At 70.7% G+C, this 22631-nt stretch carries 18 protein-coding genes and 2 pseudogenes; 13 read left to right on the top strand and 7 right to left on the bottom strand.

Annotated elements, in window-relative coordinates:
• Positions 1-173 precede the first annotated feature (173 nt).
• The 3 genes and pseudogenes from WBK31_RS31030 to WBK31_RS31020 all read left to right on the top strand — a co-directional run bounded on the left by WBK31_RS31030 (position 174) and on the right by WBK31_RS31020 (position 4604).
• Positions 174-1025 carry a bifunctional methylenetetrahydrofolate dehydrogenase/methenyltetrahydrofolate cyclohydrolase gene (locus WBK31_RS31030; RefSeq protein WP_364068409.1) on the top strand — a complete coding sequence of 284 codons (852 nt, stop codon included), beginning with the start codon at positions 174-176 and terminating at the stop codon, positions 1023-1025.
• Between the two features lie 509 nt (positions 1026-1534).
• Entirely contained in the window at positions 1535-3124 is a 1590-nt protein-coding gene (locus WBK31_RS31025; protein WP_364068407.1) for a thiamine pyrophosphate-dependent enzyme, read from the top strand.
• A gap of 21 nt (positions 3125-3145) precedes the next feature.
• A pseudogene (locus WBK31_RS31020) lies at positions 3146-4604 on the top strand (benzaldehyde dehydrogenase).
• A gap of 4 nt (positions 4605-4608) precedes the next feature.
• Here WBK31_RS31020 and WBK31_RS31015 read toward each other — a convergent pair.
• Complete coding sequence (locus WBK31_RS31015; RefSeq protein WP_364068403.1) at positions 4609-5478, bottom strand: MurR/RpiR family transcriptional regulator; 870 nt, start codon at positions 5476-5478, stop codon at positions 4609-4611.
• A complete protein-coding gene (locus WBK31_RS31010; RefSeq protein ID WP_364068401.1) occupies positions 5475-6905 on the bottom strand; it encodes a glycoside hydrolase family 3 N-terminal domain-containing protein in 1431 nt (476 codons plus the stop codon). The genes WBK31_RS31015 and WBK31_RS31010 overlap by 4 nt, the downstream gene beginning before the upstream one ends.
• 86 nt (positions 6906-6991) lie before the next feature.
• Here WBK31_RS31010 and WBK31_RS31005 point away from each other — a divergent pair, with 86 nt between their 5' ends.
• Positions 6992-8521 carry a glycoside hydrolase family 10 protein gene (locus tag WBK31_RS31005; protein WP_406673565.1) on the top strand — a complete coding sequence of 510 codons (1530 nt, stop codon included), beginning with the start codon at positions 6992-6994 and terminating at the stop codon, positions 8519-8521.
• A 225-nt stretch (positions 8522-8746) separates the two neighbouring features.
• Here WBK31_RS31005 and WBK31_RS31000 read toward each other — a convergent pair whose 3' ends face one another.
• A complete protein-coding gene (locus tag WBK31_RS31000) occupies positions 8747-9394 on the bottom strand; it encodes an FHA domain-containing protein (RefSeq protein ID WP_345396031.1) in 648 nt (215 codons plus the stop codon).
• A 181-nt stretch (positions 9395-9575) separates the two neighbouring features.
• On the opposite strand from WBK31_RS31000, the gene WBK31_RS30995 reads away from it, so the two are divergent.
• From WBK31_RS30995 to WBK31_RS30965, 7 genes and pseudogenes are all read left to right on the top strand, one after another.
• Positions 9576-10697, top strand: a complete 1122-nt coding sequence (locus WBK31_RS30995; RefSeq protein ID WP_364068397.1) for a citrate/2-methylcitrate synthase — start codon at positions 9576-9578, stop codon at positions 10695-10697.
• Positions 10694-10993 (top strand): DUF3017 domain-containing protein, encoded by a 300-nt coding sequence (locus WBK31_RS30990; protein WP_364068395.1) that lies wholly within the window; start codon positions 10694-10696, stop codon positions 10991-10993. Before WBK31_RS30995 ends, WBK31_RS30990 begins: the two co-directional genes overlap by 4 nt.
• Positions 10994-11046: 53 nt before the next feature.
• A complete protein-coding gene (locus WBK31_RS30985; protein ID WP_364068393.1) occupies positions 11047-12264 on the top strand; it encodes an NADP-dependent isocitrate dehydrogenase in 1218 nt (405 codons plus the stop codon).
• Between the two features lie 209 nt (positions 12265-12473).
• Positions 12474-13502, top strand: a complete 1029-nt coding sequence (locus tag WBK31_RS30980) for a polysaccharide deacetylase family protein (RefSeq protein ID WP_406673564.1) — start codon at positions 12474-12476, stop codon at positions 13500-13502.
• A 215-nt stretch (positions 13503-13717) separates the two neighbouring features.
• Positions 13718-15277: a protein kinase domain-containing protein gene (locus WBK31_RS30975; RefSeq protein WP_406673563.1), complete on the top strand. Its 1560-nt coding sequence runs from the start codon at positions 13718-13720 to the stop codon at positions 15275-15277.
• Positions 15244-15954: a transporter substrate-binding domain-containing protein gene (locus WBK31_RS30970; RefSeq protein ID WP_378786216.1), complete on the top strand. Its 711-nt coding sequence runs from the start codon at positions 15244-15246 to the stop codon at positions 15952-15954. The genes WBK31_RS30975 and WBK31_RS30970 overlap by 34 nt, the downstream gene beginning before the upstream one ends.
• A 58-nt stretch (positions 15955-16012) precedes the next feature.
• Positions 16013-17000 (top strand): annotated as a pseudogene (locus tag WBK31_RS30965) (malate dehydrogenase).
• Between the two features lie 129 nt (positions 17001-17129).
• On the opposite strand, the gene WBK31_RS30960 reads toward WBK31_RS30965, so the two are convergent.
• Together WBK31_RS30960 and galE are read right to left on the bottom strand one after the other, a co-directional pair.
• Positions 17130-17252, bottom strand: a complete 123-nt coding sequence (locus WBK31_RS30960) for a hypothetical protein (protein ID WP_364059621.1) — start codon at positions 17250-17252, stop codon at positions 17130-17132.
• Between the two features lie 67 nt (positions 17253-17319).
• On the bottom strand, positions 17320-18267 hold the full coding sequence (gene galE, locus WBK31_RS30955) for a UDP-glucose 4-epimerase GalE (protein ID WP_364059624.1): 948 nt from the start codon (positions 18265-18267) through the stop codon (positions 17320-17322).
• A gap of 86 nt (positions 18268-18353) precedes the next feature.
• Here galE and WBK31_RS30950 point away from each other — a divergent pair, with 86 nt between their 5' ends.
• Together WBK31_RS30950 and trpS are read left to right on the top strand one after the other, a co-directional pair.
• Entirely contained in the window at positions 18354-19667 is a 1314-nt protein-coding gene (locus WBK31_RS30950) for a hemolysin family protein (RefSeq protein WP_364059627.1), read from the top strand.
• 14 nt (positions 19668-19681) lie between these two features.
• Positions 19682-20680: a tryptophan--tRNA ligase gene (gene trpS, locus WBK31_RS30945; RefSeq protein ID WP_364059630.1), complete on the top strand. Its 999-nt coding sequence runs from the start codon at positions 19682-19684 to the stop codon at positions 20678-20680.
• Between the two features lie 71 nt (positions 20681-20751).
• Here trpS and WBK31_RS30940 read toward each other — a convergent pair whose 3' ends face one another.
• Both WBK31_RS30940 and WBK31_RS30935 read right to left on the bottom strand, forming a co-directional pair.
• Positions 20752-21054 (bottom strand): hypothetical protein, encoded by a 303-nt coding sequence (locus WBK31_RS30940; RefSeq protein ID WP_406673562.1) that lies wholly within the window; start codon positions 21052-21054, stop codon positions 20752-20754.
• A gap of 121 nt (positions 21055-21175) precedes the next feature.
• Entirely contained in the window at positions 21176-22366 is a 1191-nt protein-coding gene (locus WBK31_RS30935) for a helix-turn-helix transcriptional regulator (protein WP_364059636.1), read from the bottom strand.
• Positions 22367-22631 lie beyond the last annotated feature (265 nt).

The raw sequence follows: 22631 nt of genomic DNA, 5'->3' as shown, positions 1-22631 counted from the left end.
CGCCGAATCTATGACAACGATGTCAGCCGTTGGCTGTGGATAACCGGGATCGGCTGCCTGCTGCCTGTGGATAACCGGCCGCCGATGATCGCAACCGATGCACCGCGTACGGACGACTCAACAGGGGTGCGGGGCGGTGCGGGAGAGGTCGGAGGGCATGACAGGATTGCCGCATGAGCGCTGTGAAACTCGATGGCAAGGCCACCGCCGCAAAGATCAAGGCAGATCTCACCAAGCGGGTGGCCGCGCTCAAGGAACGCGGGATCACGCCCGGTCTGGGCACCATTCTGGTGGGGGACGACCCCGGCAGCCAGATCTACGTCGCGGGCAAGCATCGCGACTGCGCGGAGGTGGGCATCGCCTCCATCCGCGTCGACCTGCCTGCCACCGCGACCCAGGCCGACGTCGAAGCGGCCATCGACGAGCTCAACGCCTCCCCGGAGTGCACCGGCTACATCGTCCAGCTTCCGCTGCCCAAGCACCTCGACACGATGGCGCTGCTTGAGCGCATCGACCCGGCCAAGGACGCCGACGGGCTGCACCCGGTCAACCTGGGGCGGCTCGTCCACATGGTCGACGCGCCGCTGCCCTGCACCCCGCACGGCATCGTCCTGCTTCTTCGCGAGTACGGCGTACCGATCAAGGGCGCCGAGGTCACCGTGGTCGGGCGCGGCATCACGGTGGGCCGCTCGCTCGGGCTGCTGCTCACCCGGCGCAGCGAGAACGCCACCGTGACCCTCTGCCACACCGGCACCCGCGACCTCGCCGCGCACGTGCGCCGCGCCGACATCGTGGTGGCGGCGGCCGGCGTGCCCGAGCTGATCACCCGCGACATGGTCAAGCCCGGCGCCGCCGTGCTCGACGTCGGGGTCTCCCGGGTGGACGGCAAGATCGCCGGGGACGTCGCCGCTGACGTCGAGGAGGTCGCCGGCTACCTCACGCCCAACCCGGGCGGCGTCGGCCCGATGACCCGCGCCCTGCTGCTGGCCAACGTCGTCGAAGCCGCCGAACGCCTCAACCCCTGACCTCCGCGCCGCCTCTGGCGGCTCCCGCCGAGCTCACGCCGGCGTCCCAACGCCTGTGGGCGCCGGCCGCGTCGGGAGCGGTGAGCGGGCGGTTCCAGCCGGCGCCCCGCCACACGTGAGGCGCCGGCTTCGTCGTGCCCGCGGACGGCTCTCCGGCCCCGGCGCACGCGCCGGACGCCGGGGAAGCGGCGGGGGCACGCCGCCATGGCGGGACTGCTGGCAGGGCGCGAGGCGATGGCAGCGTCGTGTGCTGTGGAGAGATCACGGCGAGCCCGCGGGTGAGCGACTGCACGTGGTCGGCCATGGGATGCCCCCTTGACAGCGGCCTGCAGGAGCGTAGCTTCCGCGATACGGGGGTGTTCGGCACGAGAACACCTGTGCGCAGAGCGAACGAAAGGGGAGCGGCCCGTGCGTCGCGCTCTCGCGATCCTCACCACCCGGTCGCTGCCGCGTTTCGGCGCGCTGCGCGGGCACGTCTACCGGCGGATCCAGCGGGCGAGGGGGAACCGATGACCACCGTCAAGGACGCCGTGTTCGACGTGCTGCGCCGCCACGGGCTGACCACGCTGTTCTGCAATCCGGGCTCGACCGAGGTGCCGCTGCTCACCGGGCTCCCCGACGACCTGCGCTTCGTGCTCGGTCTGCACGAGGGCTCGGTGGTCGGCATGGCGACGGGCTGGGCGATCGGCCGCGACGCGCCCGCGACGGCCGTCCTGCACACCACGGCGGGGCTGGGCAACGCCGTCGGCGCGCTCGCGACCGCGCGCGAGAACCGGGTGCCGCTGGTCGTCCTCGTCGGCCAGCAGGACCGGCGGCACCTCGCGCTTGAGCCGTTCCTGGCCGGGCGGCTCGCGGGGCTGGCCGGTGACTACCCGGTCCGGGTGGATCAGCCCGTACGTCCCCAGGACGTGCCGGGAGCGGTCGCCAGGGCCGTCCACGAGGCGCGCACCCACCGGGGGCCCGCGCTGGTCGTGGTGCCGATGGACGACTGGGCCGCGCCGTTCGACGGCGAGATCGTCGCGGCCCCGGCCCGGCTGGTGCGGCCCACCGCGGTCTCGGACGCCGAGCTGGCCCCGCTGCTGGAGCTGCTGTCCGGGGCGCGCAGGCCGGCGATCGTGGCGGGCGCGGGCGTCCGCGAGGGGTGGGACGCGCTCGTGGAGCTGGCCGAGCGGCTGGGCTGCCCGGTGCACCAGGAGCCGTTCGGCGGGCGGGCCGGGTTCCCCCAGGACCATCCCCAGTACGCCGGGGTGCTGCCCGCCGACAGGGCCAGGCTGCGCGAGGTGCTCGCGGCCTACGACGTGGTGCTCGCCGTGGGGGCGCCGGTGTTCCGCCAGTACCCGTACGTGCCGGGGCCGCTGGTGCCGCAGGGCACCGCCGTCGCGCTGGTCACCGACGACCCCGCAGAAGCCCACCGCAGCCCGGCCGGCCTCGCGGTCCTGGCCGCGCCGTCCGCCGTCTGCGCCCGCCTGGCCGCCCTGCTCCCGCAGCGCCCGCGCCTGGAGCGCAGGCCGTCAGAAGAGCCGCAGGTCGGTACGGCGGAAGGGCCCCTTCGGCCCGCCGACGTGCTGCGCGAGCTGGCGGCGCGGCTGCCCGCCGACGCCGCGCTGATCGAGGAGACCCCGTCCGCCCGCCCCGACCTGCACCGCCTCGTCCCCGCCAGGAGCTCGCTCGGCTTCCTGTCGGCGGCGATGGGCGGGCTCGGGTTCGCGCTGCCCGCCGCCGTGGGACTGAAGATGGCGCTGCCCGACCGGCCCGTGGTGGCCGTCACCGGCGACGGCTCCGCGCTCTACGGCCTGCACGCCCTGTGGAGCGCCGCGCACTACCGCGTCGGCGCGCTGTTCGTGGTGCTCGCCAACGGCAGGTACGCGATCATGGACCGGCTGGCCGAGCGGCACGGTGGCGGCAAGGCGCCGTGGCCCGCGTTCACCGAGATCGACATGGCCGCGCTGGCGGGGTCGCTCGGCTGCCCGGCCGTCAAGGTCGGCTCGCACGCCGAGCTGACCGCCGTACTCGACGACATCATGCCCGTGCTGCCGGACCGCGACAGCCCCTTGCTGCTCGACGTGGCCGTGGCGGTGGACGAGCGTTTCCAGCCCTGAAGCCCCTGAGGAGGCGCGACAATGACGTTCCTTGACCCGAAGACATGGACCGGGATGATCTTCGACGGGAGCTGGACCGCGTCACGGGCCGGCGAGGCGCCCGTCATCGAGCCCGCGACCGGCAACGAGCTCGGCCGGGCGGGCACGGCCGGCGCCGGCGACGTGGCGGCCGCCGCCGAGACGGCCGGGCGGGAGCAGCAAGCCTGGGCGGCGACCCCGTACGAGGAGCGTGCCGCGCTGCTGCGCCGCGCCGGGCGGCTGTTCGAAGAGCACGCCCAGGAGATCCAGGACTGGATCGTCAGGGAGTCGGGCGGGGTGCCGGGCAAGGCCGCGTTCGAGACGCACGTGGCCGCCCAGGAGTGCTACGAGGCGGCGGCGCTGGCCGGCCACGGCCGGCGAGGTGCTGCCCACGGCGCGCAAGCGGCTCAGCTTCGCCCGCAGGGTGCCGGTCGGCGTGGTCGGGGTGATCGCGCCGTTCAACTTCCCGCTCATCCTCGGCATCAGGTCGGTCGCCCCTGCGCTGGCGCTGGGCAACGCGGTGGTGTTCAAGCCGGACCAGCGCACCGCCGTCTGCGGCGGATACGCCATCGCCCGCGTCTTCGAGGAGGCCGGCCTGCCGCCTGGGCTGCTGCATGTGCTGCCCGGAGGCCCCGAGGCCGGGCAGGCGCTGGTCGCCGACCCGAACGTCCCCGTCATCTCCTTCACCGGCTCGACGGCGGCCGGCCGCAAGGTCGGCGAGGCGGCCGCCCGCGCGCTCAAGCGGGTGCACCTGGAGCTGGGCGGCAACTCGGCGTTAGTGATCTTCGACGACGCCGACCTGGACGCGGCGGTCTCGGCGGGCGCGTGGGCCTCGTTCTTCCACCAGGGCCAGATCTGCATGACCTCAGGGCGGCACATCGTGCACGAGTCGGTGGCGCGCGAGTACGTCGAGCGCCTGGCCGCCAAGGCCGACGGCCTGCCGGTCGGCGACCCGGCCACCGGGCAGGTCGCGCTGGGCCCGCTCATCGACGCCGGGCAGCGCGACCGGGTGCACCGCCTGGTCACCGAGAGCGTGGAGGCCGGGGCCAGGCTCGCGGCGGGCGGCTCGTACGAGGGGCTGTTCTACCGTCCGACGGTGCTGGCCGAGGTGCCGAGACAGGCGCCCGCGTACGCCGAGGAGGTGTTCGGCCCGGTCGCGCCGGTCACCACGTTCTCCACCCTGGAGGAGGCGGCGGCGCTGGCGGCCGACTCCGAGTACGGCCTGTCGCTCGGCATCCTCACCAAGGACGTCATGAAGGGCCTCGCGCTGGCCGAGCAGGTGCCGACCGGCATCGTGCACATCAACGACCAGACCGTGGACGACGAGGCCGTGGCGCCGTTCGGCGGCGTGGGCGCCTCGGGCACCGGCAGCCGCTTCGGCGGTACGCGCGCGAACCTCGACGCCTTCACCGAGACCCAGTGGGTCACGATGCAGGGCGATATCGCGAAATATCCGTTCTAAGCGGTCAGCGGGACTGCCGGCTGCGATAGCGGTCGGTCGCCTCACGGGTGACGCGGATGGCGGCCTCCGCCGTCTCGTACCGCCGCTGCGCCAGCCCGACGAAGATGCAGTCCACGATGAGGAGCTGGCTGATCCGGCTGGCCAGCGCGGCCGGGCGGAAGGCCGTCTCGCGGCCCGCCGAGACCAGCGTGTGGTCGGCCAGCCCCGCCAGCGACGAGCGCGGGTTGTCGGTGATGGCCACCACCAGCGCGCCCGCCTCCGAGGCGGTGCGGGCCGGCACCAGCACGTCGGGCGTCTCGCCGCTGCAGCTCACCGCCACCACGACGTCGCCTTCGCGCAGCAGGGCCGCGCTGGTCAGCGCCAGGTGGGCGTCGCTGAACGGGTGGCTGGACAGCCCGATCCGCAGCAGCTTCTGCGACATGTCGGCGGCCACCAGGCCCGATGCGGCGACGCCGTACACGTCGATGCGCCGCGCCTCCGAGATGGCCTTGACGACCTCGCCGAGCCGGTCGGGGTCGAGCTGGGCGGCGGTGTCGGCGAGCGCCTCGGACTCGGCCCGCGCCACCTTGGCGATCACGTCGGTGAGCGGGTCGTCGGGCGCGAGGTCGCCGGGCACCAGGCGCTCCGGCTCCTTGGCGACGGCGGCGGCCAGCGCGAAGCGCATCTGCGAGTAGCCCGCGAAGCCGAGCGCCCGCGCGGTGCGCACGATCGTCGCCTCGCTCGTCCCCGACACGGCGCTGAACTCGGTGATGGTGCTGCGCACGACGAGGCCGGGGTCGTCCACGATGAGGCGGGCGATCGACTGCGCGGCAGGGGTGAGCGAGGGCAGGACGGCGCGTACGGCCGCCACGGGGTTCGCCGGTTCGACGCTCATCGGACCAGCCACTCGGCCGCGGCCTGCGCCGACACCCGGGAGACGCCGTGCGTGTGAACGTGCGTCCCGGATCCGGCAGGTGCGGGCACGCCCGTGTCCACCACGATCGCATCCGGCCGCGCGGCCTGGGCTCTGGCGACCGTCTCGCGCACCCAGGGGTGCCTGGCCGCGTCGTGCACCACCAGCACCACCGGCCGGTCGTCGAACGGCGGCAGCTCGCCGTCCTGCTCGAGCCGCATCCTCGCGGTGCCCGGCAGCAGGGCGGTCAGCGCTGCCGAGACGCCGGTCGGCGTGTCGGCGTCGATGGCCCTGTTGAGCCGGGTGTTGACCTCGACGACCAGCGGGGGGCGCTCCAGCCTGCCGGTGCCGGTCGTGGTGAGCGCGCGGCGGGCGGCGTCCAGGCCCACCTCATCGTCCACGTCGCCGTGGACCTTGGCGCGCAGCTCGGCCTGGCCCGCGTACCAGGAGGACAGCTCCCGCACTCGCGCGGCGGCCTGCGCCAGCCGGTCCTCGGCCAGCCGGCCCTCGCGCACGGCCGCGACGATCGCCTCGACGATCGCGCGCAGGCCGTCCTCGTCGATCAGCCCGGCGCAGATCGCGTCCACGCCGGCGTCGAGCGCGCGCACGGCGATCTCGCCCGGCGGGAACATGGCGGCCACCGCCCGCATCTCGATCGCGTCGGTGACCAGCATCCCGTCGAAACCGAGCTCGCCCCTCAGGAGCTCGGTCATCACGGTACGGCTGAGCGTCGCGGGCAGCGACGGATCGAGCGCGGGGACGAGCAGGTGGCCGGACATGATCGAGCGCACCCCGGCCTCGATCGCGGCGCGGAACGGCGGCAGGTCGCGCTCCTGGATCAGCTCCCGCGAGGCGTGCACGGTGGGCAGCGCCAGGTGGGAGTCGGTGACCGTGTCGCCGTGCCCGGGGAAGTGCTTGGCGCAGGCGGCCACCCCCGCGCCCTGCACGCCCCGCACGTACGCGGCGGTGTGGCGGGAGACCAGCTCGGCCGTGGGCCCGAACGAGCGAACGCCGATCACCGGGTTGGCCGGGTCGGCGTTCACATCCGCGGAGGGCGCGTAGTCGAGCGTGATGTCCAGGTCGGCGAGCATCCTGCCGATCTGGCGGCCCACCCGCTCGGTGAGCCGCACGTCGTCCACCACGCCGAGCGCCCGGTTGCCGGGGAAGGAGCTGCCGTCCTCCGCCTCCAGCCGGGTAACGGTGCCGCCCTCCTCGTCGATGGCGATGACGACGTCAGGGTTCTCGGCCCGGAGCTCGCGTATCAGGCCGGCGCCGATGGCGTTGCGGGCGAACAGCACCACGCCGCCCAGACCCTCGCCCAGCGCGCGGCGCAGCCAGTCGGGAGCAGAGGTCCCCTCGAACCCCGGATGCAGCACCGTCCTCGCCAGTCTGTACAGGTCACCGCTCATCGGCATTTTCCTTCACGGTTGTTGATCTGAAGGTAATTTTCTGTCATCGTCGCCTTCGATACAACCACTTCCGAGAGGCACCCCCCATGCCCAGCAGAAGGACTCTCCTGAAGGGTCTCGCCCTCGCCGCCGCCGCATCGGCCGTTCCCCTCCCGGCCTTCGCACAGCCCGGGTACGTGCCCCCGCTGCGCCAGATGCGCGGCATGTGGATCGCGTCGGTGGTCAACATCAACTGGCCGTCGAAGCCGGGGCTCAGCGCCGAGCAGCAGAAGGCGGAATACCTCGCCTGGCTGGACGTGGCCGTGCAGCGCAAGCTCAACTCGGTCTTCGTGCAGATCAGGCCCACCGCCGACGCGTTCTGGCCGTCACCGTACGAGCCGTGGTCGCAGTACCTCACCGGCGAGCAGGGCAAGGACCCCGGTTACGACCCGCTGAAGTTCGCCGTCGAGGAGACGCACAAGCGCGGCCTGGCCTTCCACGCGTGGTTCAACCCGTACCGCGTCTCGATGCAGGCCGACCCCGCGCAGCTGCACCCCGACCACCCCGGGCGCAAGCACCCGGACTGGATCGTGGCCTACGGCGGCAAGCTCTACTACAACCCCGGCATGCCCGAGGTCAGGAAGTTCTGCCAGGACGCGATGATGGACGCGGTGCTCCGCTACGACATCGACGGCCTGCACTTCGACGACTACTTCTACCCGACCAACACCACTGACTTCGACGACGCCGAGGAGTTCGCCAAGTACGGGGCCGGCTTCCCCGACCTCGCCGCCTGGCGGCGCAACAACGTGGACCTCATGGTCCAGGAGATGCAGCAGCGCGTGCTCGAGGCCAAGCCGGAGATCGCCTGGGGCATCAGCCCGTCGGGCATCTGGCGCAATAAGGCCAGCGACCCGCTCGGCTCCGACACCAACGGCGGCCAGTCGTACGACAACCTGCACGCCGACACCCGCGGCTGGGTCAAGAAGGGCTGGCTCGACTACATCGCGCCGCAGCTCTACTGGTACATCGGGCAGCCGCCGGCCGACTACTCCAAGCTCGTGCCGTGGTGGGCCGACGTCGCCGCGGGCACCGAGACGCTGCTGTGGATCGGGCAGGCGGCGTACAAGGCGGGCGATCCCGCGCAGGCGCCCGAGTGGCAGCAGCCGGACGAGCTGTCCAGGCACCTGACGCTCAACCGCGACCACCCCGAGATCAGCGGCGACATCTGGTACAACGCCAACGACGTCAAGGTGGACAGGATCGGCTCCATCTCCACCGCGGTCGCCGACCACTACCAGCGGCCCGCGCTCGCGCCCGTGCTGCCCAGGCTCGCGCGCGGCAAGGCGCCGTCGCGGCCGGTGGTGGCGTACGCGCTGCACCGCCACGGCGGGGTCGAGGTGCGGATGGTGGCGACCGGCAGGGAAGAGCCCTTCCTGTACGCCGTCTTCCGCTTCGACCGGCCCGCGGGCCCCGGCGCCTTCGACGACGCCCGCAACCTGGTCGCGATCGTGCCGGGCGACCGGCAGGTCCGCTGGGTAGACCCCGACGGCAGGCGCGGACACCACTACTACGCGCTCGCGGTGGACCGGGCCAACCGGACCAGCAAGCCGAGCAACGGCTTCCGGGCGATCTGACGCGGCGTCCGCCCTGTTTCAGGGCGCGCTGAGCCCGGCCACGTCGCCGGCCATGCCGGCGGCGGGCCGCGGCGCGCGCCCCCTGCCCGCAGGCGTACGCCGATGCCCGCGCCCGTGCCCCTTGGGAAAAGGGGCACGGTGTCGGATGTTCAGGTTCCGACGCTGCCGGAACCCCTCGCCGTGGCCCCGGTCGCGAAGGAAGGTCGCGATCCTGAGACTCCGAGACTACGAAGCCCTGCGCCCGGCGGCCGAAGCCTGCTCGGGGGCGGCTCCCGACGACCTCTGCGGTGGCACCACGGGGGTCGGGCGGACCAGACCGAGCGCCACGACCTCGTTGGCGAGGCGCGTGCGCCGGTTGGTGCCCTCGGGAATCCTGAACTTCTGGTAGAGCCGCAGCAGATGCTGCTTGACCGCGGCCTCGGTCACGACCAGGTCGTCGGCGATCTCGCGTGCCGTCGCCGGAGCGACGAACGCCTCGTCGGACAGCGCCGGCCTGCAGAGCGAGGTCAGCACATCGACCTCGCGCCTGGTCAGCTCGGGTGCCGCCGCCCTGCGCAGCTCGACCTCCGGGGTGAAGTCCTCACGGGGGACTCCACCGATCCGGCCGCGCGCCGCGCCGAAGGACACGACGTCGCCGTCGTCGAGGACCCTCCGGGCGATCGGCCTGCCGTTCACCCGCGTGCCGTTCCTGGACAGCCCCAGGTCGACGACATACAGGTACGGTCCTCGTCTGACGAACTCGGCATGGAGTCGAGACACGCTGGGGTCGGTGAGCCGGATGTCGACACCCCGGCCCCTTCCGACCGTCGTGATCTCGGGGCGCAACGGGACCACCTCGCCAGTGTCCTCGATGCGTATGAACGGCCCCTCCACGGCAGTTCCTCCCCAGGTAGCCCGCCGTAACTATTACTACAGCTCCGGCTTACCCAACCGAGGGGATGCGGAATCGCCTTTGCCGTAAGGAGAATCCGTCGTGAAATTGGTCTGGACCTTTACAGCCGGTTTTGCCTGCTCACGGGTAGACTTCGGGCGGAGATAAGCGGAGGAAACACTCATGGCGGACAAGCCCACGAAAGGTCTGGCCGATGTCGTCGCCGCGTCCACCGCGCTGAGCGACATCGACGGAAAGGCCGGTCGCCTCTTCTACCGTGGATACGACATCCACGATCTGGCCGGCCGCGCGACGTTCGAGGAGACCGCACACCTGCTCCAACGTGGCAAGCTGCCCACCCGCTCAGAGCTCGACGCCTACCGCGAGGAGCTGGCGCGGGGCCGCGAGCTGGGCGCCCTGGTGTCCGCGAACATCGCCGAAATCGCCGAGAAACAGAAACCGATGGAGGCGCTGCGCTCCCTCGTCTCCCTCGCCGGCGCCGACGACCCCGACAAGGACTCCGTCGAACACGAGGCCAATCTGCGCAAGGCCGCCCGCCTGGTGGCGCAGCAGCCGCTGCTCGTGGCCCGCTACCACGCCGCACGCACCGGCGCCGAGCTCCCCGACCCCGACCCGTCACTGAGCATCGCCGCGAACTTCCTGCTCCAGGTCACCGGCCGCACCCCCGACCCGCGCGAGGTCGAGATCTTCGACGAGTGCCTGGTGCTGCACGCCGACCACACCATGAACGCCTCCACGTTCGCCGCCCGGGTGTGCGCCGCGACGCTGTCGGACATGCACTCCGCCATCGTCGCCGCCATCGGCACCCTCAAGGGCCCGCTGCACGGCGGGGCGAACGAGCAGGTCATGAAGACGCTGGAGTCGATCTCGCCCAGCGGCGTCGCCCAGGCCGTACGCGACAAGCTCGCCCGCGGCGAGAAGATCATGGGCTTCGGCCACCGCGTCTACAAGACCGAGGACCCCCGCGCCACGCACCTGCGCCGCATGTCCGCCGAGCTCGCCGAGGCCAGCGGAGACGACACCTACTACCGGATGTCGAAGGAGATGGAGGAGGTCGTCTTCGAGGCCAAGGGTCTTTATCCGAACGTCGATTTCTACGCCGCCTCCGTCTACCACTACCTTGGCATTCCGACAGACCTGTTCACGCCGGTCTTCTCCGTCAGCCGCATGTCCGGCTGGACGGCTCACGTGATCGAGCAGCACGCCGACAACCGGCTGATCCGCCCCGACAGTGAGTACATCGGTGAGACCGACCAGAAGTGGAAGCCGATAGAAGAGCGTTGAGCAACGGGACCGAACGCGAGACCTGGGGGCCGTACCCGCTGATCCTGGTGGGTGCGGCCGCCGGTGTGCTCACCATGTTCATGGCCGACCCGCGCTGGGGCGGGTTCGTGCTGGGGGCCGTCATCATGATCGCCGGCGCTCTGCGCTTCGCCGGATACGGCGGTCAGCTCGCGATCAGGAGCAAGAAGGTCGACGTCATAACCATGTCCGTATCCGGATTCGTACTCGTGCTGACCTCGCTCCTGCTCGGTAACAACGAGCTGAAAGCGATCATCCTGTCCCTTTTCGCCCCGTGACCTGACGGTCCGATAGCCTCAACGCATCCATTCATTGAAGGGGAACCATTCGCATGCCCAAGATCAAGGTGGAGGGCCCCGTCGTCGAGCTCGACGGCGACGAGATGACCCGGATCATCTGGCAGTTCATCAAGGACCAGCTGATCCTTCCCTACCTCGACATCGACCTGAAGTACTACGACCTCGGCATCGAGAACCGAGACGCGACTGACGACCAGGTCACCATCGACGCCGCGAACGCCATCAAGAAGTACGGCGTCGGTGTGAAGTGCGCCACCATCACCCCGGACGAGGCGCGGGTCGAGGAGTTCGGGCTCAAGAAGATGTGGAAGTCCCCCAACGGGACCATCCGCAACATCCTCGGCGGCGTGATCTTCCGTGAGCCGATCATCATGAGCAACGTGCCCCGGCTCGTGCCCGGCTGGAAGAAGCCCATCGTGGTCGGCCGTCACGCCTTCGGTGACCAGTACCGCGCCACCGACCTGAAGATCCCCGGCGAGGGCACGCTGACCCTGACGTACACGCCGAAGGACGGCTCCGAGCCGATCGAGCTCGACGTCTACGACTTCCCCGGCCCCGGCGTCGCGATGGCGATGTACAACCTGGACGAGTCGATCCGCGACTTCGCCCGCGCCTCCATGCGGTACGGCCTGGCCCGCAACTACCCGGTCTACCTCTCCACGAAGAACACGATCCTCAAGGCGTACGACGGCCGCTTCAAGGACATCTTCGCCGAGGTCTACGAGACCGAGTTCAAGGAGGAGTTCGAGAAGGCCGGCCTGACCTACGAGCACCGCCTCATCGACGACATGGTCGCCGCGGCGCTCAAGTGGGAGGGCGGCTACGTCTGGGCCGCGAAGAACTACGACGGCGACGTCCAGTCCGACACCGTCGCCCAGGGCTTCGGCTCCCTCGGCCTGATGACCTCGGTCCTGATGACCCCCGACGGCAAGACCGTCGAGGCCGAGGCCGCCCACGGCACCGTGACCCGCCACTACCGCCAGCACCAGCAGGGCAAGCCCACCTCCACCAACCCGATCGCCTCGATCTTCGCGTGGACCCGCGGCCTCGCCCACCGCGGCAAGCTCGACAACACCCCCGCGGTCACCGAGTTCGCCGAGAAGCTCGAGCAGGTCTGCATCGAGACCGTCGAGGGCGGCCAGATGACCAAGGACCTCGCGCTCCTCGTCGGCGGCGACGCCAAGTGGCTCACCACGCAGGAATTCCTCGCCGCTCTGGACGAGAACCTCAAGAAGAAGATGTCCGCCTGAACAGGACCTTCGTTCTCCGCGACGGCCTCTGCCCTCCGGCAGGGGCCGTTCTCTTGTCACCGGCCCTTCGCCATCGATGTCCCCGGGCGTGTCTTGGCGGCCTTGATCGCGGCGTTTTCCCAGGTCTTGACCGCCGCGACGGCGTGGCGTAGTTGATCACGTGGGTAAGAGCCAGCTCAGAACAGTCGTACGCGTTTCGGGGGGTTAGGATGCGACTGCGAATTCTGAGTGGGCTGGGGGCGCTCATCGCCGCCGCCATCCTGACGGGCTGCGGCTCACAGCCCGAGACCGCCAAGATGGCCGGCAACAAGGTGGACGCCGTCGCCAAGGCCAAGGCGGAGAGGGCGGCCAAGATCAAGCGCGCCGCCGCGGTCAAGGCCAACGAGCTCGGGCAGATCCCGGTGCTGATGTTCCACCGTATCGTGCCCAAGCCGCAGACCACCGACGACCGGACGCCCGCGCAGTTCAGGGCCGACCTGGAACGGCTGGTGAAAGAGGACTACGTGCCCATCTCGGCGGCCGAGCTGGTCACCGGCAAGATCGACATTCCCGCGGGCAAGCACCCCGTGGTGCTCACGTTCGACGACTCATCCCCCTCCCAGCTCACGCTGAACGCGCTCGGCGTGCCCCAGAAGGACACCGCGGTCGCGATACTCAAAGAGGTCGCCGCCAAGCACCCGGGCTGGAAGCCGAAGGCCACCTTCTACGTGACGCGCGACATGTTCGGCAGGACCGTCCGCGAGGAGCAGGCGCAGGCGCTGCTCTGGCTCAAGGACAACGGCTTCGACATCGGCAACCACACCCGCGACCACCTCAACCTGCGCGGCCGCTCGCAGAAGGAGGTCGAGGAGCAGATCGGCACCATCGGCAAGCAGATCCAGGAGCTGTCGTACATCAAGCCGGCCACCATCGCCCTGCCGTACGGCAACCAGCCGAACAAGAAGCAGTGGGCGCTGCGCGGCAAGTCGTACAAGCACGCCGGCGCGTTCCTGGCCGGCTACACCCCGGCGCAGTCGCCGTTCAGCAAGGCGTTCGACCCGGCAGGCATCCCGAGGATCAAGGTCATGGAGAAGAAGGGCGACTGCGCGCAGTTCTGCTCCGAGGCGTGGCTCGACTGGCTGAAGAAGAACCCGGACATGCGCTACACCTCCGACGGTGACGTGAGCACGGTGGCGTATCCGAAGTTCAAGGCGCCCTCGCTGCGCAAGGCGTTCGCCGCCTGGAGCCTGCCCTACTGAACGGTCCCGTACGGCCCTTCCGCCGTCCGCCGCGGCCCGTGCCCGGGCCGCGGCGGACGGCTTTTCGCGGCTTCACCCGTCCCGGCTCCCGGCAGTGCGCGCCGGGGCCGGAAAGAGGCGAACCCGTGACGTGCCTAAGCCTCAACCGATCCCTGAGAAGTTGCCGAGCGTCGTAAAGTTTGCGTCGATGGGTTCAGTACACGTGGGGATGACGAATGCCGCAGATCTCGCCGCTGGTCGCCGGCGATCCCACCGAGCTGGGGTCCTTCCGGCTGTCAGGACGGATCGGTGAGGGCGGGCAGGGCATCGTCTACCTGGGGGTCAACGGCCAGGGCGAGCGGGCCGCGATCAAGCTGCTGCACGTCAAGTTCAGCGGTGACCAGATCGCGCGCTCGCGCTTTGCGAGGGAGCTGAAGGCGGCGCAGCGGGTCGCGTCGTTCTGCACGGCCCGGGTGATCGAGGCCGACCTCGACGGCGACACGCCGTACATCGCGAGCGAGTACATCGACGGCCGGCCGCTGCGCGAGATCGTCGAGACCGACGGGCCGCTCACCGGCACCGTGCTCGACCGGCTGGCCATCGGCACGGCCACCGCGCTGACCGCCATCCACCACGCCTCGATCATCCACCGCGACTTCAAGCCCGACAACGTGCTGATCGCCGCCGACGGGCCGCGCGTGGTCGACTTCGGCATCGCCCGGATCATCGACTCCACCGGCACGATCACCAGCCGCGCCATCGGCACGCCCGCCTACATGGCGCCCGAGCAGATCGCCGGCGACGACATCGGGCCGTACACCGACGTGTTCTCGTGGGGCGCGACCATCGCGTTCGCCGCCACCGGGAAGGTGGCCTTCGAGGGCAAGTCGATCGCGGTCGTGCTCAACCGCATACTCAACCACGAAGTCGACGTCACCATGATGGACGAGCCGCTGCGCAGCGTGGTGCGCTCGGCGCTGGCGAAGAACCCCGCCGACCGGCCGTCCGCCGACCAGATCCTGCTGCGGCTGCTCGGCCAGTCCTCCTCGGCCAAGGGTGCCTCGACGGCGGTGCTGACCAAGGGCGCCGAGGTGGCGAGCGACGACACCACGCCGTTCCTGCGGGTGTCGGCGAAGTCGATCACCGACCGTCCGGGCGCGACGGGCGCGACGGGCGCGACGGGCGCGACCGGGGCGACCGGGGCGACGGGGGCGCAGTCTTCGTCCGGCTCTTCCGTCGTGCCGGGCGCGCGCACCGGCTCCCAGGTCGCGCAGAGCGGCCGTACCGGTGGGCAGGCGGTGTCCGGCACCCATTCCGGCACGTCAGCGCCTCAGACCGGTGCCCAGGCCCCGCAGAGCGGCACGTCAGCGCCTCCGGCGGGTGCCCGGACACCTCAGACCGGGGTCCCCCATGGCGGCACGCCGGTGCCGCACAGCGGCCCGCACGCCGTCGCGCCCACGGGGCTTCCCACGGCTCCCACCGCGGCCTCCGGGATTCAGCATCCGCCGACCGGCCCCGGGCACACCGGTGGCGTGGCGCCGCCGGACGGAGGTGCGGTGCCGTACGGGCCGGTCGAGCCCGCCGCGCCCGCCCGGCGTCGGCGGGCCCGGCTGTGGATCGCGGTGGTCACGGTGCTCGTGCTGCTCGCCGCCGCGGCGCTCGCCCTGTTAGCGAACGGCTGGAACCCGCTGGCCTTCGGTGAGCAGACCGACCCGACGCCGCCGCGCAAGGGGTCAGGGGGAAGACCAGATACACCTCGGTCGTGGACAAGGTGGCCGAGACCGGGAAGATCGTGATCGGTGTCAAGGGCGACCTTCCCGGTATCGGGCTGCAGAACGGCGACTCCTTCCAGGGCTTCGACGTCGATGTCGCCAAGCGCATCGCGGCGGAGCTGGGCGCGAGGCAGACGACGTTCGTCAGGGTCGGCCGCTTCGACCGCGCGTCCGCGCTGGCCGAGGGGCGGGTCGATCTCGTCGTGGCCACGTACTCGATCGACGACAGCGACACGCAGTTCGCCGGGCCGTACTACCTTGCGCACCAGGACGTCCTGGTGCGCAAGGGCGACATCGACGACATCGGCGACCTGAAGGGCAAGGCCATCTGCGCGCCCAACACCCCGTCGGTCGGCGTCGTCCAGGACCGCGTGCCGGTCAAGCCGGTCGCGGCCAGCGACTACGCCGCCTGCATGGACATGCTGCGCACCGGCCAGGTGGACGCGGTGCCCGGCGAGGACCTCATCCTGGCCGGGTTCGCGGCCCGCGAGAACATCCGCTACAAGGTCCTCGGACTCAAGCTCAGCAACGAGCGCTACGCGGTCGGCATCAAGAAGGGCGACGTCAAGACCTGCAAGGCCGTGTCCGGCATCATCGCCGACATGTACGCCAAGGGCGTCATCAAGCAGCTCCTGACCAGCTATTTCAGCAAGGTCGACTTCAACGAGGAGCTGAAGGTGCCCGCGATGGAAACCTGCTGATGACGAGCGGGTAACATCCCGAACGTCAATGAACCACGCAGCGAGTTAGGGGAAGGCCATGGCGTCGTCAGCCACTGAGCCCGTCAAGGTGACCGTTACCGGAGCCGCCGGCCAGATCGGCTACGCATTGCTGTTTCGCATCGCGTCCGGGCAGCTGCTCGGTGCCGACACGCCGGTGAAGCTGAGCCTGCTGGAGATCCCGGCGGCGGTGAAGGCTGCCGAGGGCACCGCGATGGAGCTGGACGACTGCGCGTTCCCGCTGCTGTCCGGCATCGAGATCACCGATGACCCCAATGTCGCCTTCGACGGTGCCAACATCGCACTGCTTGTCGGTGCCATGCCGCGTAAGGCCGGCATGGAGCGCGGCGACCTGCTCGGCGCCAACGGCGGCATCTTCGGCCCGCAGGGCAAGGCGATCAACGACCACGCCGCCGACGACATCAAGGTCCTGGTCGTGGGCAACCCGGCCAACACCAACGCGCTCATCGCCCAGCAGCACGCCCCCGACGTGCCAGGCCGAGCGCTTCACCGCGATGACCCGCCTCGACCACAACCGCGCGATCTCGCAGCTCGCGGCCAAGCTCCAGGTGCCGGTCACCGAGATCAAGCACATGACGATCTGGGGCAACCACTCCGCGACGCAGTACCCCGACCTGTTCCACGCCGAGGTCGGCGGCAAGACCGCGGCCGAGCTGGTCGAGGAGGAGTGGCTGCGCGACACGTTCATCCCGACCGTGGCCAAGCGCGGCGCGGCCATCATCGAGGCGCGCGGCGCGTCCTCTGCCGCCTCCGCCGCCAACGCCGCGATCGACCACGTCTACGACTGGGTCCACGGCACCGAGTGGACCTCGGCCGCCGTGGTGTCCGACGGCTCCTACGGCGTGCCGGAGGGCCTCATCTCGTCCTTCCCGGTGCGCGCGGTGGACGGCCGTTACGAGATCATCCAGGGCCTGGAGATCGACGCCTTCTCCCGCGAGCGCATCGACGCCAGCGTGCGCGAGCTGGAGGAGGAGCGCCGGGCGGTCAAGGAGCTCGGCCTCATCTGAGCAGCGTCCGGTTTCATCTGCGGCACGCGCGCCTTCCGCCTCGGCGGGGGCGCGCGTTCGCGTTCGAGCCGGTCGCGTGCGTGCCGGTCATGAAGGGCCGGTCATGAAGGGCCGGTCATGAAGGGCCGGTCATGTAGGGCTCGCCTCGACGCACGGCACCGTGCCGGCGGCCGGTACGGGCTCCGGCGTGGCGATGACCACGCCGGCGGCGGTCAGGAGGCTGCCCACCACGACGAGGGCGACGAAGAGCACCCTCGTGACCCTTGGTGAAAAGCTCCTCACATTTCGGTATCACAGCACAGATCGCCCCCGCGAGGGGTCATTTCCGAGAAAGCGCTCCCCAGGCGTCGGCGACGATGTCGCGCAGCGCCGCCCGCTCGGCCTTCCACCCCAGCTCACGCTGGATTTTCGCGGACGATGCCACCAGCACGGCCGGGTCGCCGGGCCGCCGCTCGCCCACCACCGCGGGGATCTCGTGGCCGGTGACCTCGCGGCAGACGTCGATGACCTCCTGCACGGAGAAGCCGGTGCCGTTGCCCAGGTTGTAGATCTCGTGCCGGCCGGGCGTGACCGCGTCAAGCGCCAGCAGGTGGGCCCTGGCCAGGTCGGCGACGTGGATGTAGTCGCGGATGCAGGTGCCGTCGGGCGTGGGGTAGTCGGTGCCGAACACGCTCACCGACTCCCGCTCGCCGGTCGCGACCTTGAGCACGTTGGGTATGAGGTGGGTCTCGACCGCGTGCCGCTCGCGGTAGCGGCCGTAGGCGCCGGCCACGTTGAAGTAGCGCAGGCTCACCGCGCCCAGGCCGCGCTGCTCGGCGTACGCGGTGAGCGCGCTGTCCACGGCCAGCTTCGTCGCGCCGTACGGGTTGGTGGGCCGCGTGGGATCGGTCTCCTCGATGGGCGTGCGCTCGGGCTCGCCGTACGTGGCCGCCGTCGAGGAGAACACGATCCGGTGCACGTCGTGCTCCCGCATGGCGTCGAGCAGCGCCAGCGTGCCGCCCAGGTTGTTGGCCCAGTAGCGCTCGGGCTGCTGCACCGACTCGCCGACCAGCGACTTGGCGGCGAAGTGCAGCACCGCGTCAACGCCGTCGAGCGCCTGCCCGGCCTCGGCGATGTCGGCGCGGACGAACCGGGCGCCCTCGGGCACCGCGTCCTCGTGCCCGGTGGACAGGTCGTCGAGCACGGTCACCTCGTGCCCGGCCTCGATGAGCTGGGCCGCGACGACGCTGCCGATGTATCCGGCCCCTCCGGTGACCAGTAGCCTCATGTGTACCCCTGTGGAAATATGTTTGATTTTGTAAGGCTCGCGGTTCAGCATACGCCGGAAAGGCGGCGAGTACGCTGCCAACCACCATGTTTGACACCGTCGCGGCCAACATCGCCCTGGTCCTGCTCTTCATCCTGATCGGGGGCTTCTTCGCCGCCGCCGAGATCGCCATGGTGTCCCTGCGCGACAGCCAGGTCCGCAAGCTCTCCCAGCAGGGCAAGCGCGGTGAGCGGGTGGCCAAGCTGGCGCAGGACCCCAACAGGTTCCTGTCGGCCGTGCAGATCGGGGTGACCGTGGCCACCATGCTGTCGGCCGCGTTCGGTGCCGACCGGCTCGCCGCGCAGTTCGCGCCCGTCCTGGTGGGCTGGGGGGTGCCGGAGGCCGTGGCGGAGGTGCTTGCGCTGGTGCTGGTGACGCTGGCGATCTCGTACGTCTCCCTGGTCCTCGGCGAGCTGGCCCCCAAGCGCCTCGCGCTGCAGCGCACCGAGGGGCTCTCGCTCTTCGTCGCCCCGTTCCTCGACCGCATCGCCTCGCTGTCGCGCCCGGTCATCTGGATGCTGTCGAAGTCCACCGACCTCGTGGTCCGGCTGCTCGGCGGCAACCCGGCGGCCGACAGGGAGGAGGTCACCACCGAGGAGCTGCGCGACATGGTGGTGGGACACACCGACCTCACCGCCGACGAGCGCAAGCTCATCGTCGAGGTCTTCGCCGCCGGCAAACGGCAGCTCAGGGAGGTGATGCTGCCGCGTACGGAGGTGGAGTTCATGGACGCCGACACGCCGCTGAACGAGGCCGCCCGCCTGGCCGCGACGCTGCCGCACTCCAGGTTCCCCGTCTACCGCGAGTCGTACGACGAGGTGGTGGGCTTCGTCCACGTACGCGATCTGCTGGATCCCGGGCTGATCGGGCGCACCGAGCCGATCAGCGCCGTGGTGCCGATCAGGCCGGTCAAGTTCGTGCCCGCGTCCAAGCGCCTGCTCACCACGCTCAACGAGATGCGCGACGAGGGCCAGCACCTCGCGATCGTGGTGGACGAGTACGGCGGCACGGCCGGCATCGTCACCATGGAGGACCTGGTCGAGGAGCTGATCGGCGACATCAGGGACGAGTACGACATCGAGGAGGAGGTCGTCGTCCTGCCCGCCGGTGAGATCGAGATCGACGGCCTGACGAACCTCAACGACTTCGCCACCGAGACCGGCATCCGCCTGCCGGACGGCCCGTACGAGACGCTGGCCGGCTTCGTCATGGCCATGCTCGGCCACATGCCGGAGATTGGGGAGCGCGTGGAGTTCTCCGGCTTCGAGCTGATCGTGACCGAGCTCGACGGCCGCAGGATCGCTCGCGTCAGAGTGAAACGCCGACCGCCCGCCGAGTCGGCACCCGAGCAGGATTCCTGACACAATTGCCTGCTATGGCCAGACCTCGTGTACTCTCCGGCATCCAGCCCACAGCGGACTCATTCCACCTGGGCAACTACCTGGGTGCTCTCCGTCAGTGGGTCACGTTGCAGGAGACCCACGACGCGTTCTACTGCGTGGTCGATCTCCACGCGATCACGGTGCCGACCGAGCCCGCCGCGCTGCGCCGCCGCACCCGCGTGGCCGCCGCCCAGCTCTTCGCCGCCGGTCTCGACCCCGAGCAGTCCACGGTTTTCGTGCAGTCGCACGTACGCGAGCACACCGAGCTGGCGTGGATCCTGATCTGCCTCACCGGCATGGGCGAGGCCGGCAGGATGACGCAGTTCAAGGACAAGGCGGCCAAGTTCGGCGAGAGCGCGGCCAGCGTGGGTCTGTTCACCTACCCGATCCTGCAGGCCGCCGACATCCTGCTCTACCAGGCCGACCGGGTGCCGGTGGGCGCCGACCAGAAGCAGCACCTCGAGCTGACCCGCGACCTCGCGCAGCGCTTCAACCACCGCTTCGGCGAGACGTTCACGCTGCCCGAGCCGCACATCCTGAAGGAGGTCGAGAAGATCACCGACCTCCAGGACCCGACCTCGAAGATGTCGAAGTCGTCCTCCAGCCCCGCGGGCATCCTCGACGTGCTGGAGCAGCCGGGACCGCTGCGCAAGAAGGTCATGCGCGCGGTCACCGACACCGGCTCCGAGGTGCTCTTCGACGAGGAGAACAAGCCGGGCATCTCCAACCTGCTGCGCATCCAGTCCGCGCTGACCGGCACGCCCATCCCCGAGCTGGTGGCCCGCTACGAGGGCCAGGGCTACGGCACGTTCAAGAAGGACGTCGCCGAGGCGGTGGTCGAGACGTTCACGCCGATCAGGGAGCGCACGGAGAAGCTGCTCGCCGACGAGAAGGAGCTCGACCGGCTGCTCGCGATCGGCGCCGAGCGCGCGTCGGCGGTGGCCAAGCAGACCATGGAGCAGGTGCGCGACCGCGTCGGCTTCCTGGTCTGACAGTCCTGCCCTGACAGACTGCTCTGCGGTTTCGATGGCCCGGCCCGCTTGAGACGCGGCCGGGCCCTCGGTCAAACGCGCGGGCGCTCGCTGTCGCGGCGGGCCCCTTCGAGACGGGCCCCTTCGAGACGGGCCCCTTCGAGACGGGCGCCGTCATGGCGGGTGCTGTCAGGACGGGTGCTGTCGTGCCGGACGGCCCGGTGCAGGCGCAGGATGGCGCGCAGGGCGGCCAGGCTGGGCCTGCGCAGGCGGGTCTGGTCGCGAGTGGCGGTCCAGCCCGAGCGGTCGCGTTCGAACGACCATCCAGGAAACTCCCGCGCGGCCTCCTGGAGCAGGTGGTCCATGACGAAATCGGCACTCGGCGCTCTGGTCATGAGACGCAGCGTGGCATCTCGGCGGCTGACGGTGACGAACTCGGGGTAAAGATCTCCGCGTTCGCAGGGCCCGAACTGAGAGTTCGGGCCGGCCGGTCGATCCGGCGGGGTTCGCGGGGGTTCAGACGGTGATGTCGTGCCGCTCGGCCAGGTGGCGCACCTCGGGAGCCCATGACGGGCGGGCCCGCCGCGCCAGCGACCTGACCATCTCCCGCAGCAACAGCTTGTGATCGAGCTCCTCGGGGCTCTCCCGCTCGATGCGCAGCAGGTGGAGCAGGCTGGCCGCGTCGTCGCCGAGGTCCTCGCAGGCGCGCGCGACCTGGGCGAGGTGGGCGGTGCGCCGCTCGATGGACGGCGTGCGGCGCAGGTCGATGTCGTCGGCGATGCGCAGCACGTTCTCGGGGCGGCCGACGTCGTTCTCGATGCTGGCCATGTGGATGGCGACGTTCGTGGGGCCGAAGAAGGCGAGGTCGTAGCAGTCGGAGGAGTCGTCCACGCGCTCGGCCAGCCGGGCGGCGGTGCCGCGCAGGCGCTCCTTGGCGGCCTCGTCGTCGCCCCTGCGGGCCTCGCCGATGGCGGCGAGCAGGTGGAGCGCGCCCAGCGCCTTCAGGTGCCGCTCGTCGCCGTCGGGGACGTGCGGTTCGAGGAGTTCGAGCCCGCGCCTGGCCACGTCGTAGGCGATCTGGTGCATGTCGTCCGACAGCATCGACTGGCCGAGGCTCCAGTACGCCCACGCGGTCATCAGCGGGTCCTCCGACTCCTCGGCGAAGCGCATGGCCCGGTCGGCGGCGAGGTGCGCGAGATCCACCCTGCGCAGGTGCTTGAGCACGCCCCTGGCCAGCAGGTACGCGTCCGTCGCCGCCGCGCAGGCCCGCGGCGTGCGCTCCAGCGCCACGCTCTCGGCGTCGGTGACCAGCGACGGCAGCGCGGACATGAGGATCGAGTAGCGGCGCGTGGAGGTGAACCAGGCGTTGCGCGCGGCGGCCACCCGTTCTGAGAGCTGCTCGGCGTCGGGCGGCTCGATGTCGGGCCGCTGCGAGCGGCTGGTGAACAGGGCCCGCTCGATGTCGCCGATCTGCGGCCTGCTGGGCTCGTGCGAGTCGCGCGGCGCCTCGCCGAGCAGCACCGCCGTACGGACGCCGAGCACCTTGGCGATCTCTCTGAGCAGGGGGAGCGACGGGGTGCGCTTGCCGTGCTCGATCAGCTCGATGTGCCTGGGAGTGCAGCCGGACTGCGTCGCCAGCGCGGTGGTGCTCATTCCCCTTCGCTCGCGCTGGAGCCTGACCATGTGCCCGGTGCTGATTTCGGCCATGGGCGTGACGCCTCCTGGGTCGGTCGGAACACAGCACAGGCTAGGGCGCGCGAAGTCCGCACGTCCTGGTTTCCGCCCTGCTCAGAGCACATATGACGGTCGCGGAAACGTGTGAAACGCTCGCGTTCTCCGGTCGGCGGTGGCGGTCGCGGGGCGTGCCGTGCAGCCTGCTGGGCAGGTGCTTCACCACGAGGTGGCGGCGGCCGTCGCCGCCCTGGCGGACAGCGCCCGCGCGGTGGTCGGATGATCACCGCCCCGGGCCCGG

Origin of the sequence: Nonomuraea sp. N2-4H (assembly GCF_045291505.1) — a bacterium.
Taxonomy (GTDB): Bacteria; Actinomycetota; Actinomycetes; order Streptosporangiales; family Streptosporangiaceae; genus Nonomuraea; species Nonomuraea fastidiosa.
Note: the sequence above shows the minus strand (reverse complement) of the source record. Positions and strands in the feature narration are given on the sequence as shown.